Source organism: Exiguobacterium sp. SH5S13, assembly GCF_004337085.1.
Classification (GTDB): domain Bacteria; phylum Bacillota; class Bacilli; order Exiguobacteriales; family Exiguobacteriaceae; genus Exiguobacterium; species Exiguobacterium aurantiacum_A.
Map to the genome: position 1 here is coordinate 90175 of NZ_SJUS01000002.1, position 19901 is coordinate 110075.

Below are 19901 nucleotides of genomic sequence, written 5' to 3' on the forward strand. Positions count from 1 at the left end.
GGGCTTGCGTCCATCGAGGACTCGACGGCGCCTCTACCCTCGTAGAGTACGGTTACGCTCGTTCCTGCCCGGTAGTGCGGACGGCGCTCATGCGCCTCCTACCTTCGCGTGGCGGAACATCGGGACGGTTGACCTCGCCCCTTCCATGGGGGTCATGCTCCCGTGGCACCTGTACCGATGTGTTCGATGCCTTTCCGATGCAGGTTCATCGCGCCGACGCGGTCATCATTCGATCGGTACCGGCAGTTCTTGCATTGGAACGTGTGCAGCTTCTTGTCCCGGTTCGCCTTCTCGGTGTGCCCGCATGTCGGACAGGTCTGGGAGGTGTGTCTCGGGTCGACGACGATCACCTTCTGACCGTTCAGTGCGGCCTTGTACTCGAGCATGCGACGGAACTGGTAGAACGCCCACGACACGGAGACGTAGCGGTTTCTCGCCCGCACCTTCTCTGTGGCGGCATGGATGCCGGTCAGGTCCTCCAACACGAACAGCGTGCCCGTTCGACTTCGCCGACTTGTACCGAGCGATCACCGTCTTCATGACCGACTGGGCCATCTGGCTCTTCAGGCCGAACCGTTGCCGGAGCTCGGCATAGTGCGAGTCGTTGAGGCTCGCCTGGTTCAGGTCCCTCGTCTCGAAGACGTGTCCCGACAGCCAGTCACAAGCCGACCGGTATGCGTCCATCGTTGCCCTCAGGATAGCCGCTTGAGGGGGCGGGACGAAGAGTTGGACCTTCGCAGTGATGGTGGACATTGGGTTCACCGCCTTTCACTAGAGATAATATTTTTTTCCCGTAGAGAACAGTTTACAAACGAACAACCGGAGAGGATGGGCAAGAGATGAGGCCGGTATCGATAGCGACGTTGTCTGCCAAAACGGACATGCGTGATTCAGTCCCGGCGGCAATTTCTCCCCCACTTATCGTCGGGCTGTGCCCGGAGCACGATTGAAGTAGGGGTATCCTTGCCGATTAAAGATGAAAGCAAGCAAAAGGAGAGTATCTGAATGAAACGTCATGAAGCACGGGAAAAAGCGATTCAAACGCTTTTTCAAATCGAAGTATCAAAACTTGAGGTAGACGAGGCTATCGAATTTGCCCTTGATGGCATGGACTCTGATCCATTCTACGAACAACTCGTCGTTGGAACGTTGGAGAAGAAAGATGAGATTGACGAATTGCTCATCGAAAACTTGAAAAACTGGAGACTCGACCGTCTCGGAAATGTCGAGCGGACGATTCTCCGCATGGCGACGTACGAGTTGCTCTACGTCGAGACGATTCCGGACAAAGTCACGATCAACGAGGCGGTCGAACTCGCCAAATCGTTCGCCGATGAAGAAGCGGCCAAGCTCGTCAACGGCGTGCTCGGTAACATCATTAAAGCGTAAGCGAAGACAAGCACACGGTCTGTTAAACAAATAGAGAAGACACCACACCAACTACAGAGAAACCTAAGACAATGGGGGATGAGAGAGATGGCAGTAGTGATCGACGGGAAACAAATCGCAGCATCGTATCGGGAAACGTTGAAAGAACAGGTGACGGCTCTTCGGTCACGAGGGATCATACCGAAATTAAAAGTCGTTTTAATCGGGAATGACCCGGCGAGCCACAGTTATGTTCGCGGGAAAGAGCGGGCGGCCGAAGAGATTGGCATCGACTCGCAAATACTTCGATTTGATGAAGACATGACCGAGGCAGAGTTACTAAAGCTGATTGATTTATTGAATGACGATCATGAGGTGCACGGGATTCTCGTCCAACTTCCGTTACCGAACCATATCGATGAATCCCGCGTCATCATGCGGATTTCTCCAGAAAAAGATGTCGATGGCTTCCATCCGGAGAACGTCGGCAAAATGATGCTCGGATTGAATACTTTGTTGCCGTGCACGCCGCACGGGATTTTACACCTCGTCAAAACGCAGACCGATCTCGTCGGGAAGCATGTCGTCGTCGTCGGGAGAAGCCAGATCGTCGGCAAACCGGTCGGCATGCTGTTTTTGAACGAGTCAGCGACCGTCACGTATTGCCATTCGAAGACGGCTGACCTCGGAGCGATGACGAGACAGGCCGATATTTTGATCGTCGCGGTCGGACGGGCCGGACTCGTCACGGCCGACATGGTCAAACCAGGTGCGATCGTCATCGACGTCGGTGTCAACCGTGTCGACAATCGCCTCGTCGGGGACGTCGACTATGAAGGCGTCCGTGACGTCGCGAGCGCCATCACGCCTGTTCCTGGCGGCGTCGGACCGATGACGATCACGATGCTCATGCATAACACGGTCGAGGTCGCTTCGCGTGGCTAATCCGATTCAAGTGTCCGAAGTCGTCCGTTACGTCAAACGACAGCTTGACGACGATCCGATTTTACAACAAATCGCGGTCGTCGGTGAGATCTCGAACTTTAAACGTTACGCTTCGGGTCATTGCTATTTCACGTTGAAAGATGAGGCGTCTCGCATGAAAGCCGTCATGTTTTCACGTGACGCCAGAACGCTCACGTTCGAACCGACAGACGGGATGAACGTCGTCGTCGTCGCTCGCGTGACGATGTACGAGGCAACAGGTGACGTTCAGCTGTACGTTGAACTGATGCGTCAAGACGGTGTCGGTCTATTGTTTGAACGTTACGAGGCGAGAAAGCGCGAACTCGAAGCGAAGGGGTGGTTCGACGCGGAACGGAAGCGTTCGCTCCCGGCCTTCCCTGAACGGATCGGGATCATTACGTCCCCAAAAGGTGCTGCCTTGCACGACATCGCGACGACACTGCGGCGCCGGGCGCCACACGTGGCCATCACGTTCGCGCCGGTTGCCGTCCAAGGTGACTTGGCGGCCCCGCAAGTAGCGAGTGCGATTCGCTGGATGAACGAACGGACGGACTGTGACGTCTTGATCGTCGGCCGGGGCGGCGGCTCGATCGAGGAACTGTGGGCGTTCAACGAAGATATCGTCGTTGAAGCGATTTACAACTCGACGATTCCGGTCATTTCGGCCGTCGGTCACGAAACCGACTTCACGCTTGCCGATTTCGTCGCCGACTTACGTGCGGCCACACCGACGGCTGCGGCGGAACTCGCGACGGCGACGATCGATGCGCAGCGAAAAGACGTCGAGCGTTTGACGATGCAGTTGCAGCGTTCCGTCACGAATCAAATGACAGCTGTGCGCGACCGGCTCGAACGGGCGGCGAACAGCTACGGGTTGAAGTCGCCGCGGTTCACGCTCTCACAAAAGCGGGACCGGTTCGCTCAGGCTGAGATCCGTCTCGAGCAAGGTGTCACCAAACAACTGACGTTCGCCCGCCATCGTCTCGCTCAATCGCAGCAGCGGCTCGATGTCCGGAATTTGGCTCGGGCACTGCGGACGAACGATGAACGGTACCGTCAATTTGAAGGACGACTGAACCGGATCCGGCCGCTCGAACGGCCGACCGAACGCTTTACCGCGCAGGCCGGCAGGTTGCATGCGGTCAGCCCGCTCGCGGTCCTATCCCGAGGCTATACGCTTACCGAGCAAGACGGGACGTACGTGAAAGATGTCAAACAACTACATGACGGAGTCGTGACGATCCGTTTCCGTGACGGTCATGCCGTCGCGGAAGTGAAGGAGAGACATTATGGCGAAGAAACAAGAAGAACAGACGTTTGAGACGGCGCTGGCCCGACTCGAAGACATCGTGGCGAAACTTGAGACTGGAGAAGTCGCGCTTGAAGAAGCGATGACGCTCTACGAGGAAGGTGTTCGTCTGTCGGCGCTTTGTCAGTCAAAATTGACGGCTGCCGAAAAGAAAATGGACGAAATTTTAGAACTGGACGGTACGCTCCGTGACAAAGGAGGCGCCGTATGAGTCAGTTGATGCTCGATGAGTGGAAACGTGCGGTCGAACAGGCGATGAGTCGTCTCGTTGACGACGCGGCCATGCCGAAGCGACTGTTCGAAGCGATGACCTATTCATTAGAGGCAGGTGGGAAACGGATTCGTCCGGCCCTTCTTTACGCCGTCCTAGATACATACGGCCGACCGATTGAACTTGGTCACGAAGCCGCCGTCGCACTCGAGATGGTACATACGTATTCACTCATTCATGACGATTTGCCGGCGATGGACGACGACGATGTCCGCAGAGGCCGTCCGACGAACCATCGCCAGTTTGATGAAGCGACCGCGATCCTTGCGGGCGATGCGCTCTTGACGGACGCATTTCAGGTGATCACCCGCACGGACGCCGCGCCTGAAAAACTAGTGAGTTTGATTTCACGGTTCAGCGAGGCGGCCGGTAGCGCCGGGATGGTCGGTGGACAGCTAGACGACATGTTAGCCGAGAAACGACAACACGTATCGCTCGAGACGCTTCAGTCGATTCATGCCCGCAAGACCGGGGCGCTGCTCGTCTATGCGCTCGAAGCAGGCGCGATTTTGGCCGATGCGTCCGCAAGCGACCAAGCGGCATTGAAGCGTTTCGGAGCGCATCTCGGTGTTGCGTTCCAAATCCAAGATGACATTTTAGACGTCGAAGGCGACGAGGCGTTGATCGGGAAGCGCGTCGGTTCGGATGAAGGGAACGATAAATCGACGTATCCGAAGCTGCTCGGTCTTGACGGTGCGAAACAAGCGCTCGCTCAGGAAGTCGCGCAAGCTGAAGCTGCGCTCGCCGAACTGTCGGTCGCTTCACCTCGTTTGCATGAGCTACTTTACTTTGTCGTCAAACGCAATCATTGACTTTAGGTGACACGATGAGCACATCGTGTCACCTTTGTTTTTCTGTATGTATAGCATATATGGACACATTCTTGTAAAATGTAAGGTACGAATCAGTAATACGACAGGAGAAAGGATGGTCATCATGGACCTGACATCCATTCAAGACCCGTCATTTTTAAAGAAAATGTCGGTGACCGAGATCGAAGCGCTTGGCGCAGACATCAGACGGTTCTTGATTGAAAAATTGGCAGAAACGGGAGGGCATCTCGGACCGAACCTCGGCGTTGTCGAGTTGACGCTTGCCTTGCACCGTGTATTTGACAGCCCGAAAGATCAACTCGTATGGGACGTGGGGCATCAAGCCTATGTCCACAAAATTTTAACGGGACGGACGAACCAGTTCGACACGCTTCGCCAGTATAATGGCTTATGTGGGTTTCCGAAGCGCTGTGAGAGCGAGCACGATGTATGGGAGACGGGGCACAGTTCGACCTCGTTGTCGGCGGCAATGGGGATTGCCATCGCCAACGAGCTAAAAGGGCGAGCGAATGATCGCGCCATCGCCATCATCGGAGACGGTGCTCTCACGGGCGGAATGGCGCTCGAAGCACTCAATCACATCGGGGCCGAGAAACAAAACGTCATCGTCATTTTAAACGACAATGAAATGTCGATCGCGCCAAACGTCGGGGCGATGCATAATATGCTCGGCCGGATGCGCGCGTCACGTAAACTGAAGCATGCCCGCGAGGAAGTCGAAGCGCTCATCAAGCACATCCCGATTGTCGGAAGTTCGCTCGAACGCAGTGGCGAACGAGTCAAGTATATGTTGAAGTCGGCACTCATACCGGGTACGTTCTTCGAAGAACTTGGCTTCACTTACTTTGGACCGACGGACGGTCACGATTTGAAAGATTTGCTCGAGACACTCGAGTATGCGAAAAAAATTGATGGACCGGTACTCGTCCATGTCATCACGAAAAAAGGCAAAGGCTATCGCCCGGCCGAACTAGACGGCATCGGGACGTGGCACGGTCTCGGACCGTACAAGATTGAATCTGGTGAAGTCATTAAAGGGAAAGTCAAAGGACCGAGTTATTCAAAAGTCGTGGCCGAAACGATCACGAAAGTCGCGGAGACGGATGAGCGTGTGACGTTGATCACGCCAGCGATGAGCGTCGGTTCGAAACTGGACTGTTTCAACAAGCAATTCCCGGAACGCATGTTTGACGTCGGCATCGCCGAGCAACATGCGGTCACGCTCGCCGGAGGTCAAGCGACACAAGGTCTCAAACCGGTCGTTTCGATTTATTCGACGTTCTTCCAGCGCGCATATGATCAGCTCGTGCACGATATTTGCCGCCAAAACTTGAACGTCGTCTTCACGATTGACCGGTCGGGCCTTGTCGGCGCCGACGGGGAGACGCACCAAGGCGTGTTCGATATCGCCTTCATGCGCCATGTGCCAAATATTCGGATTTTGATGGCGAAAGATGAGGAAGAATTGCAACATCTCGTCTACACGGCGTTAAAATACGATGATGGACCGATTGCTGTGCGGTTCCCGCGCGGAGAAGGCATCGGTACCCCGATGAGTGAGACGTTGCGTGAACTTCCGCTCGATGAGTGGGAAGTCGTGGCTGACGGGACGGACGTGGCCATCTTGACGTTCGGGCCGCAAGTGCAAGATGCGCTAGAAGTGAGAACGCTCCTCGAAGGACAACGGAGCGTACGGGTCATCAACTGCCGTACGATCAAACCGCTCGACGATGCGATGCTTACCGCGCTCTATGAGGAAGGCATCCCGCTCGTCACGCTCGAAGAGGCCGTTCTTGCCGGAGGATTCGGAAGCAGCGTGCTCGAGCATGCGAGTGATGCGAGACAGTTCCCGCGCGTCCTTCGTCTAGGGATTCCGGACCGTTATATTGAACATGGCGCGGTCAATCAACTGCTAGAAGAAATCGGGCTCAGACCGTCTCAAATCGCGGAATCGGTAGAGCAGTTCATTCAAATGACAAATCGACAGAATGTGTGAGGAATTATGGAAAAACGAAATAAAACAAGATTAGATGTATTGCTCGTCGATCGCGGGTTAGCGGAGACGAGAGAGAAAGCGAAACGGGCCGTCATGGCCGGAATCGTTTACAGCGGGACCGAACGGCTCGATAAAGCCGGCGATAAAGTGTTTGACGACATCCCGCTCGAAGTCAAAGGGCAGACAATGCCTTACGTCGGCCGTGGCGGGCTAAAGCTTGAAAAAGCACTCCAAGTGTTCCCGCTCGACGTCTCCGGGCGTATCGGGATCGATATCGGCTCGTCGACGGGTGGTTTTACCGACTGTGCCCTTCAAAACGGGGCGACGCAAATGTATGCGGTCGACGTCGGTTACAATCAGTTGGCTTGGAAGCTTCGGAGCGACGAACGCGTCGTCGTCATGGAACGGATGAACTTTCGGCACGCGACGAACGAGCAGTTCCCGATTCAACCCGACTTTGCGACGATTGACGTCTCGTTCATCTCGCTTCGGCTGATGATTCCGCCGTTAAAACAAATTTTAAAACCGGACGGTGTCGTCATGGCGCTCATCAAGCCTCAATTTGAGGCCGGTAAAGCGGATGTCGGAAAAAAAGGCATCGTTCGGGACCGGTCGATTCATGAACGCGTCGTCAATGAGATGGTCCACTACTTCGCATCTGAAGGGTTCTGGGTCGAAGGGCTCGACTTCTCGCCGATCACTGGCGGTGACGGCAATATCGAATTCTTGCTGTTCGCCCGTTACACAGGGATCGGTGGGGTCGAACCAGCTCTCGACGTGTCAGCGGTCATCGACAAGGCACATACTCAACTGAAGAAAACCGTATGAACAGCTGCAGACGATTTGTCTGCAGCTGTTTTTGAAGGTGGTTGCTCACCATATCTTTCCTTTTCAACCTTGGAATGGTAGACCTTTTTTCGCCAATACTTTAGAATGATACTGTATATGTGAAACGAAAAATGAGGTGTCAGGTTGTATGAACAAAGGACAACGATTGATTAAAATTCGAGAGATCGTTACGAATCGTGAAATTGAGACCCAAGATGAACTCGTGGACGAACTCCATCGGTCTGGTTACCCAGTGACGCAGGCGACAGTGTCGCGTGACATTAAAGAACTTCATCTCGTCAAGGTGCCGCTCAATGACGGCCGCTATAAGTATAGTCTGCCGGCCGACCAGCGCTTCAACCCGTATGGCAAGATGAAACGGATACTCGGCGACAGCTTCGTCTCAGTCGACTCGGCCCAAAACTTGGTCGTCATGAAAGTGTTGCCCGGTAATGCGGACGCGATCGGCGTCTTGATTGACCACTTGTCATGGGATGAATTGATCGGGACAGTGTGCGGGGATGATACGATCTTGATGATTGCACGGGATGAGGACCAGGCGAAGCAGATCATCGAACGACTACTCGGAATGTTATGAGGTGAATTATCAGATGTTAGCAGAACTATCGATCAAACAATTTGCGATCATCGATGAATTGAACGTCACGTTCAAGCGCGGGATGACCGTATTGACCGGAGAGACGGGGGCGGGAAAATCAATTCTCTTGGATGCGATCGGACTGCTCGTCGGAGGACGAGGTTCGAGTGAATTCGTGCGTTACGGTCAAGATAAAGCGGAAATCGAAGGGCTGTTCGTCGTCGAACCCGATCACCTGATCATCGAGGCGGCGACGCAGTACGGAATCGAGATCGAGGAAGGGACCGTCATTTTGCGCCGTGATTTACATAGTAGCGGCAAGAGTGTGTGTCGTGTCAACGGCAAAATGATGCCGCTGTCGACGTTGCGTGAGTTGGGACGTCTCTTGGTCGATATTCATGGACAACACGAGCACCAACATTTGATGGATGCCGAGCACCATCTCGGCATATTGGACAGTTTCGGCGAAACGGATCTGGCCCCGTTGTTAGCGCGTTATCACGAGACGTACACCGATTGGAAACGTGTCGCTGATGAACTGAAACGACTCAGCCAGAGCGAGCAGGAATTGGCCCAACGAATGGACTTATTATCGTTTCAAACGAATGAAATCGACGCGGCCGAGCTCAAAGTCGGGGAAGAGCAGGCGTTGACTGAAGAACGGAACGAACTTGCAAACTTTGAACGGATTCATCAGCACGTCCGCTTGTCCTACGACGCCGTTGCGGACGAGGGGAAAGGGATTGATCAAATCGGCATCGCGATGCGGGAGATGGAGGAAGGTTCGGCGCTCACGGCGTCACTTGCGCCGATGGCCGAGACGATCTCGAACGCGTACTTCCTGCTTGAAGACGCCAAGTTCCAATTGCGCGACCAACTCGATTCGCTTGAATTTGATCCGATTCGGCTCGATGAGATTGAAACGCGCCTCGCGTTGTTCCAACAATTAAAACGGAAATACGGGGCGACGATTGACGACGTCATCACGTACGGAGAAAAAATCACAGAAGAGTTAAAAACGATGACAAATCGGGAAGAACATCTTCAAGAAATAACAGATCGACTCGACAGACTCGAACATTTGATGCGTTCGGCCGGCCTCGAGTTGTCGGCAGCAAGGAAACGAGCGGCCGGCGAGCTTGAGAAGGCGATTCAGCGTGAGTTGAAAGAGCTCTACATGGAGAAGACGAAGTTCGAGGTCCGGTTCAAAGAAGTGTCGTACAAGACGGACGGGCTCGATCAAGTCGAATTCTATATGATGACGAACGTCGGAGAGCCGTTCAAGCCGCTAGCGAAAGTCGCCTCGGGCGGAGAGCTGTCACGGGTCATGCTCGCGTTAAAATCGATTTTCTCAAGGACGGTCGGTGTCGCGTCAATTATCTTTGACGAAGTCGATACGGGTGTCTCGGGACGGGTTGCCCAAGCGATGGGGGAGAAGATTTTCCGCTTGTCGGTCGGTTCACAAGTGCTTTGTATCACGCATTTGGCCCAAGTGGCCGCCATGGCGGATCATCACTTGTATATTACGAAGACCGAGACGGACGAACGGACGAAGACAAACGTCGCCGCGCTTAACCATGAGGACCGCATCGATGAACTCGGAAGAATGATTGCCGGTGCGCAAATGACCGATCTGACGAAACAGCATGTGGAGGAGCTACTTGATATGTCCCTCCAATTAAAACGGAAGTTTATCGAAGGAGTGTCTTAATTGATTACATTATGCATTGCGGACGACAATCGTGAAATCGTCGACTTGTTGACTCGACAACTTGAGTCCGAGTCCGACTTGAAAGTCGTAGGGACCGCTTTCGACGGCGAAGCATGCTTAGACGTCGTCAAGACACACCAGCCGGACGTGCTACTGCTAGATATCATCATGCCGCATCTTGACGGGATCGGTGTGCTAGAACGGCTTCAAGTAGACTTGCCGCACACGAAGCCGGAAGTGATCATGCTCAGCGCTTTCGGGAAAGATGAAGTCACGAAACAGGCCGTTCAACTGGGTGCTTCTTATTTCTTGGTCAAACCGTTCAACATTCAACAACTGATCTCTAAAATCCGCGAGCTGGCCGCGGGTTCAAGCCGCGAGTTCGAGCCGATGTCGCCAGAAGAACTCGACATCTCGCTCTTGTTGCAACAGCTCGGCATCTCGCCGCGGATCAAAGGGTTTAAGTATATCCGCCAAGCGGTCGTCTATGTTAGGGAGCGGCAAGAACTTTTAGGGTTGATCACAAAGGAATTGTATCCGATGATCGCCAAAGAACATGAGACGACGTCGTCTCGGGTCGAGCGGGCGATGCGTCACGCGATTAAGACGGCTTGGGAAAACGGGATGCGGGATCACGAGATGTTTGACGGTCGTCCAGAGCGAGAGCGCAGCCCGAAAAACTCAGAATTTATTTCGTATTTCGTCACGTACCAATCGTTCAAACAACAATGAAGGAGTCAGGGGAATCCCCCTGATTTCTTTTCTTTTTTTATAAAGAAAGCGCTTGCATTTTTGATGATTCTTGTTATAATAAAGGTGTACCAAGTTACTTGGACGAGCGTCAGATGAACGCTTTCTAACATGTTCCGGAACAGGTTAGAGCAAGAAATCATCTCGGCTCGCTATCCGTTAATAGCTCAGAGGTGCGAACGACATCTCAAATCGTTATTGTTCCGACGAGAGGTCGCGACATTCGCTCATTTGCGAGACGATTCCGACATCGGTTCGAAGCTAGGGACCCATGTCAGGGTAAAACGAATCGTTCAGTTGACCAAAAGGAGTGTTGTCAATCGTTGAACATCTCATGGCAAGCGTTCGACTTCACAATGGATGGTTGGACATGACCCGATGAACATTTGTTAGTAACTCGAATGAGTACGTTTCCGTTCACGCAAGACGGCAGTTACTAATTTCTTTCAAACTTCTTCATTAAGAAGACCATTGGATCTCATGTCAAAGCAGTATAGCAAGTCTGAAAGGAGATCATCCGTAGTGATCACAATTCAATATGAATAAAAAGGTTCCGCACTTGAAATGAAGTCAAGTTAGGGAACCTTTTTTTTGTGTGTTCAAGAATCTATTCGTGGGACTTTTCCTGTCTTCTTGTCGCGATTAAAGATATACCCTGCAACGAAACCGATACCGCCCATTGCCAGTAACAGACCGAACGTTCCTTGCAGCATCGATGCTGCAGCAACCGACTCGATCCATGTGAACGGGGCACTCGTTTTTAAAAAGAAGCTGTCACGTAAAAGCTTGATGCCGTAGACACCGAATAGGCCTGGGATGATTAGGATCAGAAGCGCGATCGCACGCATAGTATCTCCTCCTTTTCCACTCATTATTTTAACAGAAAACGAGAGCGGAAACACTGCCTTTTTCGAAGAGTTGCGAAAAGGAAGGCGGTTGAGTAGCATGAATATAGATTAGGAAAATTGGGGGATTTTAAAAATGAATAAACGATTGTTGATTGTCGGAGCGGGGAAAGGCGGGACCGAGGTGCTCAAGATGCTCCTTGATTCCCCGCTCGTCACCGTCGCTGCCGTCATCGACTCGGACATAGCAGCAGAGGGGTTGAAGCTAGCACGGAGTTGGGGAATCCAGACTTCGAGCGATTGGCACGCGTGTGCCGACAAAAAAGTCGACTTTGTGATCGAGACGACCGGACAGAGCGAGACGTTCGTTGAACTGAAGGACCATTTTTCGGAGGCGGTCGTGCTACCAGGCGAGTTTATCCGGATCGTCGTCGAGCGGCTGAAGCAGAACCAACAGATGCTCGAAGCGATCATCGACTGTACGAGCGAGGCGATCTCGGTCGCCGACCATAACGGGAATACGATTTTAATCAATCCGTCCTATACCCGCCTGACCGGATTTAAAAAAGAAGATGTCGTTGATAAACCGGCGACGGCAGACATTGGAGTGCAGGAGAGCGTGCACTTGAAAGTTTTATCGACTGGTCAAGGCGTACGTGATATTCGGATGCAGATCGGGGCGACGCGCCGAGACATCCTCGTCAACGCCGAACCGATTGTGGTCGAAGGGAAGCTGCGCGGTTCCGTCGGCGTCATTCGCGACGTGTCCCAAATCCGGGCGTTGCGTGATGAGTTGAAGGAAGCGAAGACGCGGATTCGCAACTTGGAGGCGAAATATCAATTTACAGATATCATTGCGACGAGCGAAGCGATGCGCTTCGTCATCGAACAAGCCCGCCTAGCGGCACTCACGCCGGTCACCGTGCTCATACGCGGCGAGTCCGGCACCGGCAAAGAACTGTTCGCCCACGCCATCCACGGCGAATCGCCGCGGAAGTTTAAAAAGTTTGTCCGGGTCAACTGTGCAGCCATCTCGCCGACGCTGTTAGAGAGCGAACTGTTCGGGTATGAGGATGGTGCGTTCAGCGGGGCAAGGCGCGGCGGGAAAGTTGGCTATTTCGAGGAGGCGGACGGCGGATCTTTGTTTTTAGACGAGATTGGCGAACTCCCGGTCGACGTTCAAGTCAAGCTACTCCGGGTCCTCCAAGAACATGAAGTCGTTCGAGTCGGGGGCACGAACGCGATCCCGGTCGATGTCCGGATCATCGCGGCGACGAACGCGAACTTAGAACAGAAAGTGGCGGACGGGACGTTTCGCGAGGATTTATATTATCGGATCAACCGGATGCCGATCCACATCCCGCCGCTCCGTGACCGACTTGAAGAGATCGAGCCGCTTTGCGAGCGGATTATCCGTAAACTGAATCAAGAGTATGGTCGACTCGTCCATGGGGTCGATCAAGCTGCGATTGAACTATTAAAGAGTCAATACTGGAAAGGGAACGTCCGTGAGCTTGAGAATGTGATCGGCCGGGCGATGATTTATATGGCGAGTTCTGAGCAATGGATCGCTCCCCATCACCTTCAACTATCGACACGGACCGTCACGGCGCGATCAGTCGAAGCCGTATCGCTTCAAGACGCCGTCGCTCGCTATGAACGAGACTTGATCGACCGGGCGATCGCTGAAGCGGACGGGAACAAATCAGAAGCAGCGCGGCGGTTACACATCTCGATCCGGACGCTGTATAATAAACTTGAACGTCTGCAGTAATATGCATGCATAATTCTGCTTACTATGCAATGTATTGCAGGGTGGTTCTTCGTTTAAAGCGCTTTCAAAAGCGGAAGCAAACTTGCATAATATAAAGTGTAGACAGGTTAGGGGGGACAACGATGAACTTTGACAGGATGCTTGAACGGGCAAAACGGTTAGATGGATGTACCGTGTCGATTGCCGGGGCGGCCGACGTGGAAGTGATCCGCGCCGTCAAGCTTGCGACCGACCATGGATTGTCACGATTTATCCTATTCGGGGATGCCCGGGAGATTAAACGCTTGTGTGATGAACATGACATTGCCGAGTCGACGATCGATATTTTACACGTCAAGGGAGAAGCCGATATCGCCAAACGAGCGACGCTCGCGGTTCGCAACGGTGAGGCTGATGTCCTCATGAAAGGAATGGTGTCGACCTCGGTCTTCATGAAGGCGGTGCTCAGCCGGGAGGCGGGACTAAGGACGAATCGCACGCTAAGCCACGTCGCCTTGTTCCAAATTCCAAATCGAGAGCGGTTGATCGGTGTGACCGACGCGGCGATCCATATCGCTCCGACGCTCGAAGAGAAAGTCGATATCATTCATAATGCGGTCGGCGCGATGCGAGACATCGGTTACGAGTTGCCACGTGTCGCTGCAATCGCGGCAGTTGAAGTGGTCAATCCGCAAATGACCGCGACGACCGACGCCGCGCTCCTTGCCCAGATGAACCGGCGCGGCCAAATCAAGGGTTGCGTCGTCGATGGACCGCTCGCACTCGACAACGCCGTCGACATGATTGCCGCCAAACAAAAAGGGATCGCTAGTGAAGTTGCCGGACAAGCCGACCTATTGCTCGTCCCATACATAGAGGTCGGCAACGTCCTTTATAAATCGATCATGTACTTCGCCGGGGCCAGCGTCGCGGCGATCGTCGTCGGGGCCAGTGCCCCCGTCGTCTTGACGAGCCGGGCCGATACGGCCGAGGCGAAACTTTATTCGCTCGCGTTCGCCCTACTGCACGCTAAAAAATAACTGATGACTCAGGAGGAATAAAAAATGATGGAAACAAACATGGAACCACGCTTTCGAATTTTTGACGTATTGCAGGCTGAGGACTATGAACAGATCGTATTTTGCCAAGATCAAGCATCAGGCTTGAAAGCGATCATAGCGATTCATGATACGACGCTCGGACCAGCCCTCGGCGGACTGCGGATGTGGAATTATACATCAGAAGAAGAGGCGCTCACAGACGTGCTACGTCTCGCCAAAGGGATGACGTACAAGAATGCGGCGGCGGGACTCAACCTCGGCGGCGGGAAAGCCGTCATCATCGGGAACGCGAAGACGGACAAATCGGAAGCATTGTTCCGTGCCTTTGGCCGCTACGTCCAGTCGCTCAGCGGTCGCTACATCACGGCTGAAGACGTCAACACGACCGTCGCCGATATGGACTTCATCCATATGGAGACCGACTACGTGACGGGCGTCAGCCCTGCGTTCGGCTCGAGCGGCAACCCGTCTCCTGTTACTGCATACGGTGTCTATCGCGGCATGAAGGCGGCCGCGAAGTGGAAGTTCGGTTCCGACTCGCTCGCCGGCAAGACGGTCGCCGTCCAAGGTGTCGGGAACGTCGCCTATAACTTGTGCCGCCACTTGCATGAGGAAGGCGCGCATCTGATCGTCACGGACATTAACGAAGACGCGCTCAAACGAGCCGAGACGGACTTTGGGGCGACAGTCGTCAAACCGGATGAGATTTATGCGGTCGAGTGTGACATCTTCGCGCCATGTGCGCTCGGTGCGGTCATCAACGATGCGACGATCCCGCAACTGAAAGCTCAAATCGTGGCCGGTGCGGCCAACAACCAACTCGCTGAAGACCGTCACGGCGACGTGTTAGAGGAGCGAGGTATTCTTTACGCACCAGACTTCGTCATCAACGCAGGCGGTGTCATCAATGTGGCCGATGAGCTTGAAGGGTACAACCGCGAGCGGGCCATGAAGAAAGTCGACTTGATTTATGACAACATGCAGCGTGTGTTCGAAATCGCTGAACGGGACGGGGTACCGACTCACGTCGCGGCAGAGAAGATGGCCGAAGAGCGCATCCAGATGATGTCGCGCTCGCGCAGCCAGTTCTTGAAAGTCGAAAAAAGCCTGTTAGGTGGGCGCTAATATGACGAGACAGCTCGTTCTAGCAATCAACCCGGGATCGACGTCAACGAAAGTCGGTTTATTTGAGGGCTCAGACGAAATTTTGTCGAAAACGGTCCGCCACGGAGAAGATGTCACAGGATTGTCACTCCCGGAACAATTGCCTCACCGGGAGCAAGAAGTACGGGACTTGTTAATTGAATCGGGCATCGCCGGCGAATCGTTGTCGGCGATCGTCGGTCGCGGCGGACTGCTCGCCCCAATGACTTCGGGGACGTATGCCGTCAATGAACTCATGCGCGAAGATCTCACGAGTGGGCGCTACGGCGTGCACGCATCCAACTTGGGCGGCTTGATCGCCTATAAGCTCGGAGAATTATTTCAAGTACCGAATTTTATCGTCGACCCGGTAGTCGTCGACGAGATGCATGACTTCGCACGAGCGACGGGCATGCCAGAAATAAATCGACGGAGCATCTTCCACGCCTTGAATCAAAAAGCCGTGGGCAAGCGCTTCGCCGCAGAAAATGGAAGCGATTACAACGAGCTCAACTTGATTATCGCGCATCTCGGGGGCGGCATCACGGTCGGGGCGCACGCGTCCGGGAACGTCATCGATGTGAACAATGGACTCGACGGCGACGGTCCGCTCGCACCGGAACGAGCCGGCTCGATTCCTGTTGGACAGGTAGTAGAACTATGTTATAGTACCAGGTATAATAAAGACGATATGAAACAGAAAATCGTCGGTCGCGGTGGATTGTATGCGCACCTCGGGACGGTCGACGCCATCGAGATCGAAGACCGGATGGCGGCAGGTGACGATAAGGCCGCACTTCTCTATGAGACGATGGCGTACCGAGTCGCCCAAGAGATCTCCAAGCACGGGGCCACGCTGTCAGGGAACGTCGATGCCATCATCTTGACGGGCGGGATCGCCTACTCGGATTGGCTGACCGGGAAGATCAAAGACCGGGTCGGCTACTTGGCACCCGTCCACGTCTATCCGGGTGAGGATGAATTGAAGGCGCTCACGGAAGGGGCCCTCCGGATCATCCGGCAAGAAGAAGCTGTAAAAGCATATGAGGGGGATACACATGGCACGAGAATTTGATGTCATCGTCATCGGCGGCGGACCTGGTGGTTACGTCGCCGCGATCAAAGCGGCGCAGGCCGGTAAGCACGTCGCGATCGTCGAGGCGGAAAAACTAGGCGGGACATGTCTACATAAAGGCTGCATCCCGACAAAAGCGCTCTTGAAGGCAGCGCACGTCTATCAAACGGCGAAACATGGCGAAACGTATGGCGTAGAAGTCGGGACGGTCACGTTCAACATGGGACGGGCACAAACGTTCAAACGAGAGCTCGTCTCCGGCCTTGAGAAAGGCATCGAGCACTTGATGAAGCAAGGGAAAATCGAAGTGTTCCGCGGCAAAGCCTCGATCTTGGGACCGAGCATCTTCTCGCCCCAACCGGGAACGGTCGCGGTCGAGGATGAAACCGGCGAGTCGGAGCTGTTGTTGCCGAACCAGTTGATCATCGCGACGGGATCGATCCCCCGGGAGCTCCCAGGGTTGCCGTTCGATCATGAGCGCATCCTCAACTCAGACGACTTGCTCCAGTTCGAGCAGTTGCCGACGTCCATCGCCATCATCGGAGGCGGCGTCATCGGCGTCGAATGGGCGTCGATGCTGATCGACCTCGATGTCGACGTGACGCTGATCGAGGTCGGCGAACGTCTGTTACCGCTCGAAGACAAGGCCGTCTCGCGAGAAGTCGAGCGACTGCTCAAGAAACGCGGCGTGCGTGTGAAGAAAAATGTGACGGTCGACCCGGAACGCACGACCGTGTCAGCGGACGATGTCGCGCTCGCGGTCGGCGACGAAGAGATCACGGTCGACTGTGTGCTCGTCTCGATCGGTCGGATCGCGAATACGGAAGACCTCGGGCTGCAGAACACGTCGATCATCGTCGAGAACGGCGTCATCCAAGTCGACTCGCAATATCGGACGAAAGAACGTCACATCTTTGCGATCGGCGACTGCATCGGAAAACTCCAGCTCGCCCACGTCGCGTCAGCTGAAGGTGTCAAAGCGGTCGAAGCGATTCTCGGTCAAGAACCGACACCGCTCGACTACAACGTCATCCCGCGCTGTGTATATGGTGTACCCGAAGTCGCATCGGTCGGATTGACCGAAGAGGCGGCAAAAGCAGCGGGACACGTTGTCAAGACGGGGACGTACCGTTTCAACGGTCTCGGAAAAGCCCGGATCGAAGGACAGGCCGACGGATTCGTCAAGCTGATCTCAGATTCGGACACTGACGACCTGCTCGGAGTGCACATCGTCGGACCGAAAGCGACAGAACTGATCACTGAAGGCGGGCTCGCCCTCGTCTTGAACGCGACGGCTTGGGAGATGGGTCAGCTCGTCCACCCGCACCCGGCACTGAGCGAAGCATTCCAAGAAGCGGCGCTCGCCGTGGACGGGTTACCGATTCATGCCTAAGGAGGAAACAGAAAATGGAACAAATGACTGTGAATTCATATGAAGAGCTCGGTTTGTCGAAACAAGACCTCACCGCGATGTTTGAGACGATGGTCCGGGCCCGTAAAATCGATGAACGGATGTGGAAATTGAACCGAGCCGGGAAAATCCCGTTCGTCGTCTCGTGTCAAGGACAAGAAGCGGCCCAAGTCGGGGCGGCGTTCGCCCTCGAGAAAGGGACCGACTACATTCTCCCATACTACCGGGACGTCGCCGTCGTCTTGCATTTCGGTCAGACGGCGCGTGACTTGATGTTGTCGGCGTTCGCCAAAGCGGAAGACCCGAACTCGGGCGGCCGGCAAATGCCAGGTCACTTCGGCTCGAAACAACTTCGCATCGTGACGGGGTCGTCTCCGGTGACGACGCAAGTACCGCATGCGGTCGGTGTCGCACTCGCGGCCAAACTGAAAAAAGAAGAGCTCGTCACGTTCGTATCGTTCGGTGAAGGCTCGTCGAACCAAGGGGACTTCCACGAAGGGGCAAACTTTGCCGGCGTGCATAAGCTTCCGGTCATTTTGTTCTGTGAGAACAACAAGTACGCGATCTCGGTACCGCTGTCGAAGCAACTCGCCTGCGAGCGCGTCTCGGACCGGGCGAAAGGATACGGGATGCCAGGAGTGACGGTTGACGGGATAGACCCGATCGCCGTCTACGTCGCCGTGAAAGAGGCCCGCGCCCGCGCACTCCGCGGAGAAGGGCCGACGTTAATCGAGGCGGAAGTCGAACGGCTCGTGCCGCACTCGTCGGATGATGATGACAAGGCGTACCGCTCGTCAGAAGAACTCGCCGAACTGAAAAACCGCGACGGGATCCAGTTGTTCCGGAAGCGATTGCTCGAAGATGGCGTCGCAACCGAGGCCGAACTCACAGACATCGAGACGAAAGTCGACGTCGAAGTGAACGAAGCGACGACGTACGCCGACAAGGCGCCTTACGCGTCACCGGAATCGACGATGGACCACGTGTACGAGGGGGATAACTGATGAAAACGTTTATTGAAGCGATCAACGAAGCAATCCATGAAGAGATGGAACGCGATGAGAACGTGTTCGTGCTCGGTGAGGACGTCGGCGTCCGCGGTGGTGTCTTCCGGGCGACGCAAGGCTTGATTGAAAAGTATGGTGAGGACCGTGTCATCGATGCTCCGCTCGCTGAAAGTGCGATCGCAGGCGTTGGGATCGGTGCGGCCATGTATGGGATGCGGCCGATCGCCGAGATGCAGTTCGCCGACTTCATCATGCCGGCCGTCAACCAAATCGTGTCCGAGGCGGCGAAAATCCGTTATCGCTCGAACAATGACTGGACGTGCCCGATGGTCATCCGGGCGCCGTTCGGGGGCGGGATCCATGGCGCGCTCTATCATTCACAGTCGGTCGAGGGCATGTTCAACTCGACGCCTGGTTTGAAAGTCGTCATCCCGTCCGACCCGGTCGACGCCAAAGGACTGCTCAAGGCGGCGATCCGTTCGAACGATCCTGTCCTCTTCTTTGAGCATAAACGGGCGTACCGCTTGTTAAAGGCGGACTTACCGACTGACGACTATACGGTCGAGATCGGCAAGGCCGCCGTCAAACGCGAAGGCGACGACGTGACGATCATCACGTACGGCCTCTGTGTCCATATGGCCCAAGAAGCCGCGAAGACGCTCGAGGCGGAAGGGATCAGCACGCATATTTTGGATTTACGCACGGTCTATCCGCTCGATCAAGACGCGATCGTCGAAGCCGTTAAGAAGACGGGTAAAGTCCTGCTCGTGACCGAAGACAACAAAGAAGGTAGCATCATCGGGGAAGTTGCAGCCATCATCGCCGAGAAAGCGCTGTTTGAACTCGATGCGCCGATCGAGCGCTTGGCAGGGCCGGACGTGCCGGCGATGCCATACGCGCCACCGATGGAGAAGTATTTCATCGTATCCCCTGAAAAAATTGCGGAGCGGGCCCGTCAGCTCGCTGCGTTTTAAGG

At 54.6% G+C, this 19901-nt stretch carries 18 protein-coding genes and 1 pseudogene; 17 read left to right on the forward strand and 2 right to left on the reverse strand.

The window, feature by feature from the left end; translation table 11 throughout:
- Positions 1-152: 152 nt before the first annotated feature.
- Positions 153-753 (reverse strand): annotated as a pseudogene (locus EVJ30_RS01895) (zinc ribbon domain-containing protein).
- A gap of 252 nt (positions 754-1005) precedes the next feature.
- Between EVJ30_RS01895 and nusB the strand changes: the two are divergent.
- From nusB to spo0A, 10 genes are all read left to right on the forward strand, one after another.
- A complete protein-coding gene (gene nusB, locus EVJ30_RS01900) occupies positions 1006-1389 on the forward strand; it encodes a transcription antitermination factor NusB (RefSeq protein ID WP_131458862.1) in 384 nt (127 codons plus the stop codon).
- An 87-nt stretch (positions 1390-1476) separates the two neighbouring features.
- Positions 1477-2313 (forward strand): bifunctional methylenetetrahydrofolate dehydrogenase/methenyltetrahydrofolate cyclohydrolase FolD, encoded by an 837-nt coding sequence (folD, locus tag EVJ30_RS01905; RefSeq protein ID WP_131458861.1) that lies wholly within the window; start codon positions 1477-1479, stop codon positions 2311-2313.
- Positions 2306-3655, forward strand: a complete 1350-nt coding sequence (gene xseA, locus EVJ30_RS01910; protein WP_131467852.1) for an exodeoxyribonuclease VII large subunit — start codon at positions 2306-2308, stop codon at positions 3653-3655. Before folD ends, xseA begins: the two co-directional genes overlap by 8 nt.
- A complete protein-coding gene (gene xseB, locus EVJ30_RS01915; protein WP_016510387.1) occupies positions 3624-3854 on the forward strand; it encodes an exodeoxyribonuclease VII small subunit in 231 nt (76 codons plus the stop codon). The genes xseA and xseB overlap by 32 nt, the downstream gene beginning before the upstream one ends.
- Positions 3851-4726 (forward strand): polyprenyl synthetase family protein, encoded by an 876-nt coding sequence (locus EVJ30_RS01920; protein WP_131458859.1) that lies wholly within the window; start codon positions 3851-3853, stop codon positions 4724-4726. The genes xseB and EVJ30_RS01920 overlap by 4 nt, the downstream gene beginning before the upstream one ends.
- Positions 4727-4850: 124 nt before the next feature.
- Positions 4851-6743 carry a 1-deoxy-D-xylulose-5-phosphate synthase gene (gene dxs, locus EVJ30_RS01925; protein WP_070327906.1) on the forward strand — a complete coding sequence of 631 codons (1893 nt, stop codon included), beginning with the start codon at positions 4851-4853 and terminating at the stop codon, positions 6741-6743.
- 6 nt (positions 6744-6749) lie between these two features.
- Entirely contained in the window at positions 6750-7571 is an 822-nt protein-coding gene (locus EVJ30_RS01930; protein ID WP_131467854.1) for a TlyA family RNA methyltransferase, read from the forward strand.
- Between the two features lie 148 nt (positions 7572-7719).
- Complete coding sequence (gene ahrC, locus EVJ30_RS01935) at positions 7720-8169, forward strand: transcriptional regulator AhrC/ArgR (RefSeq protein WP_016510386.1); 450 nt, start codon at positions 7720-7722, stop codon at positions 8167-8169.
- Between the two features lie 13 nt (positions 8170-8182).
- Entirely contained in the window at positions 8183-9880 is a 1698-nt protein-coding gene (gene recN / locus EVJ30_RS01940) for a DNA repair protein RecN (RefSeq protein WP_131467856.1), read from the forward strand.
- Entirely contained in the window at positions 9881-10612 is a 732-nt protein-coding gene (gene spo0A, locus EVJ30_RS01945; RefSeq protein WP_084812906.1) for a sporulation transcription factor Spo0A, read from the forward strand. It begins immediately after the preceding gene.
- A 617-nt stretch (positions 10613-11229) separates the two neighbouring features.
- Here spo0A and EVJ30_RS01950 read toward each other — a convergent pair.
- Positions 11230-11478 (reverse strand): DUF2627 domain-containing protein, encoded by a 249-nt coding sequence (locus EVJ30_RS01950; protein WP_131458857.1) that lies wholly within the window; start codon positions 11476-11478, stop codon positions 11230-11232.
- A 133-nt stretch (positions 11479-11611) separates the two neighbouring features.
- On the opposite strand from EVJ30_RS01950, the gene EVJ30_RS01955 reads away from it, so the two are divergent.
- From EVJ30_RS01955 to EVJ30_RS01985, 7 genes are all read left to right on the forward strand, one after another.
- Positions 11612-13249, forward strand: a complete 1638-nt coding sequence (locus EVJ30_RS01955; RefSeq protein ID WP_131458856.1) for a sigma 54-interacting transcriptional regulator — start codon at positions 11612-11614, stop codon at positions 13247-13249.
- Between the two features lie 122 nt (positions 13250-13371).
- Complete coding sequence (gene yqiS / locus EVJ30_RS01960) at positions 13372-14268, forward strand: phosphate butyryltransferase (RefSeq protein ID WP_201739053.1); 897 nt, start codon at positions 13372-13374, stop codon at positions 14266-14268.
- 24 nt (positions 14269-14292) lie between these two features.
- Positions 14293-15414, forward strand: a complete 1122-nt coding sequence (locus tag EVJ30_RS01965) for a Glu/Leu/Phe/Val family dehydrogenase (RefSeq protein ID WP_070327065.1) — start codon at positions 14293-14295, stop codon at positions 15412-15414.
- Between the two features lies 1 nt (position 15415).
- Complete coding sequence (gene buk / locus EVJ30_RS01970) at positions 15416-16507, forward strand: butyrate kinase (protein WP_131467858.1); 1092 nt, start codon at positions 15416-15418, stop codon at positions 16505-16507.
- Positions 16491-17900 (forward strand): dihydrolipoyl dehydrogenase, encoded by a 1410-nt coding sequence (lpdA, locus tag EVJ30_RS01975; protein WP_131458854.1) that lies wholly within the window; start codon positions 16491-16493, stop codon positions 17898-17900. Before buk ends, lpdA begins: the two co-directional genes overlap by 17 nt.
- Before the next feature lie 23 nt (positions 17901-17923).
- A complete protein-coding gene (locus EVJ30_RS01980; RefSeq protein ID WP_070327907.1) occupies positions 17924-18922 on the forward strand; it encodes a thiamine pyrophosphate-dependent dehydrogenase E1 component subunit alpha in 999 nt (332 codons plus the stop codon).
- Entirely contained in the window at positions 18922-19899 is a 978-nt protein-coding gene (locus tag EVJ30_RS01985; RefSeq protein ID WP_070327068.1) for an alpha-ketoacid dehydrogenase subunit beta, read from the forward strand. Before EVJ30_RS01980 ends, EVJ30_RS01985 begins: the two co-directional genes overlap by 1 nt.
- Positions 19900-19901: the final 2 nt, after the last annotated feature.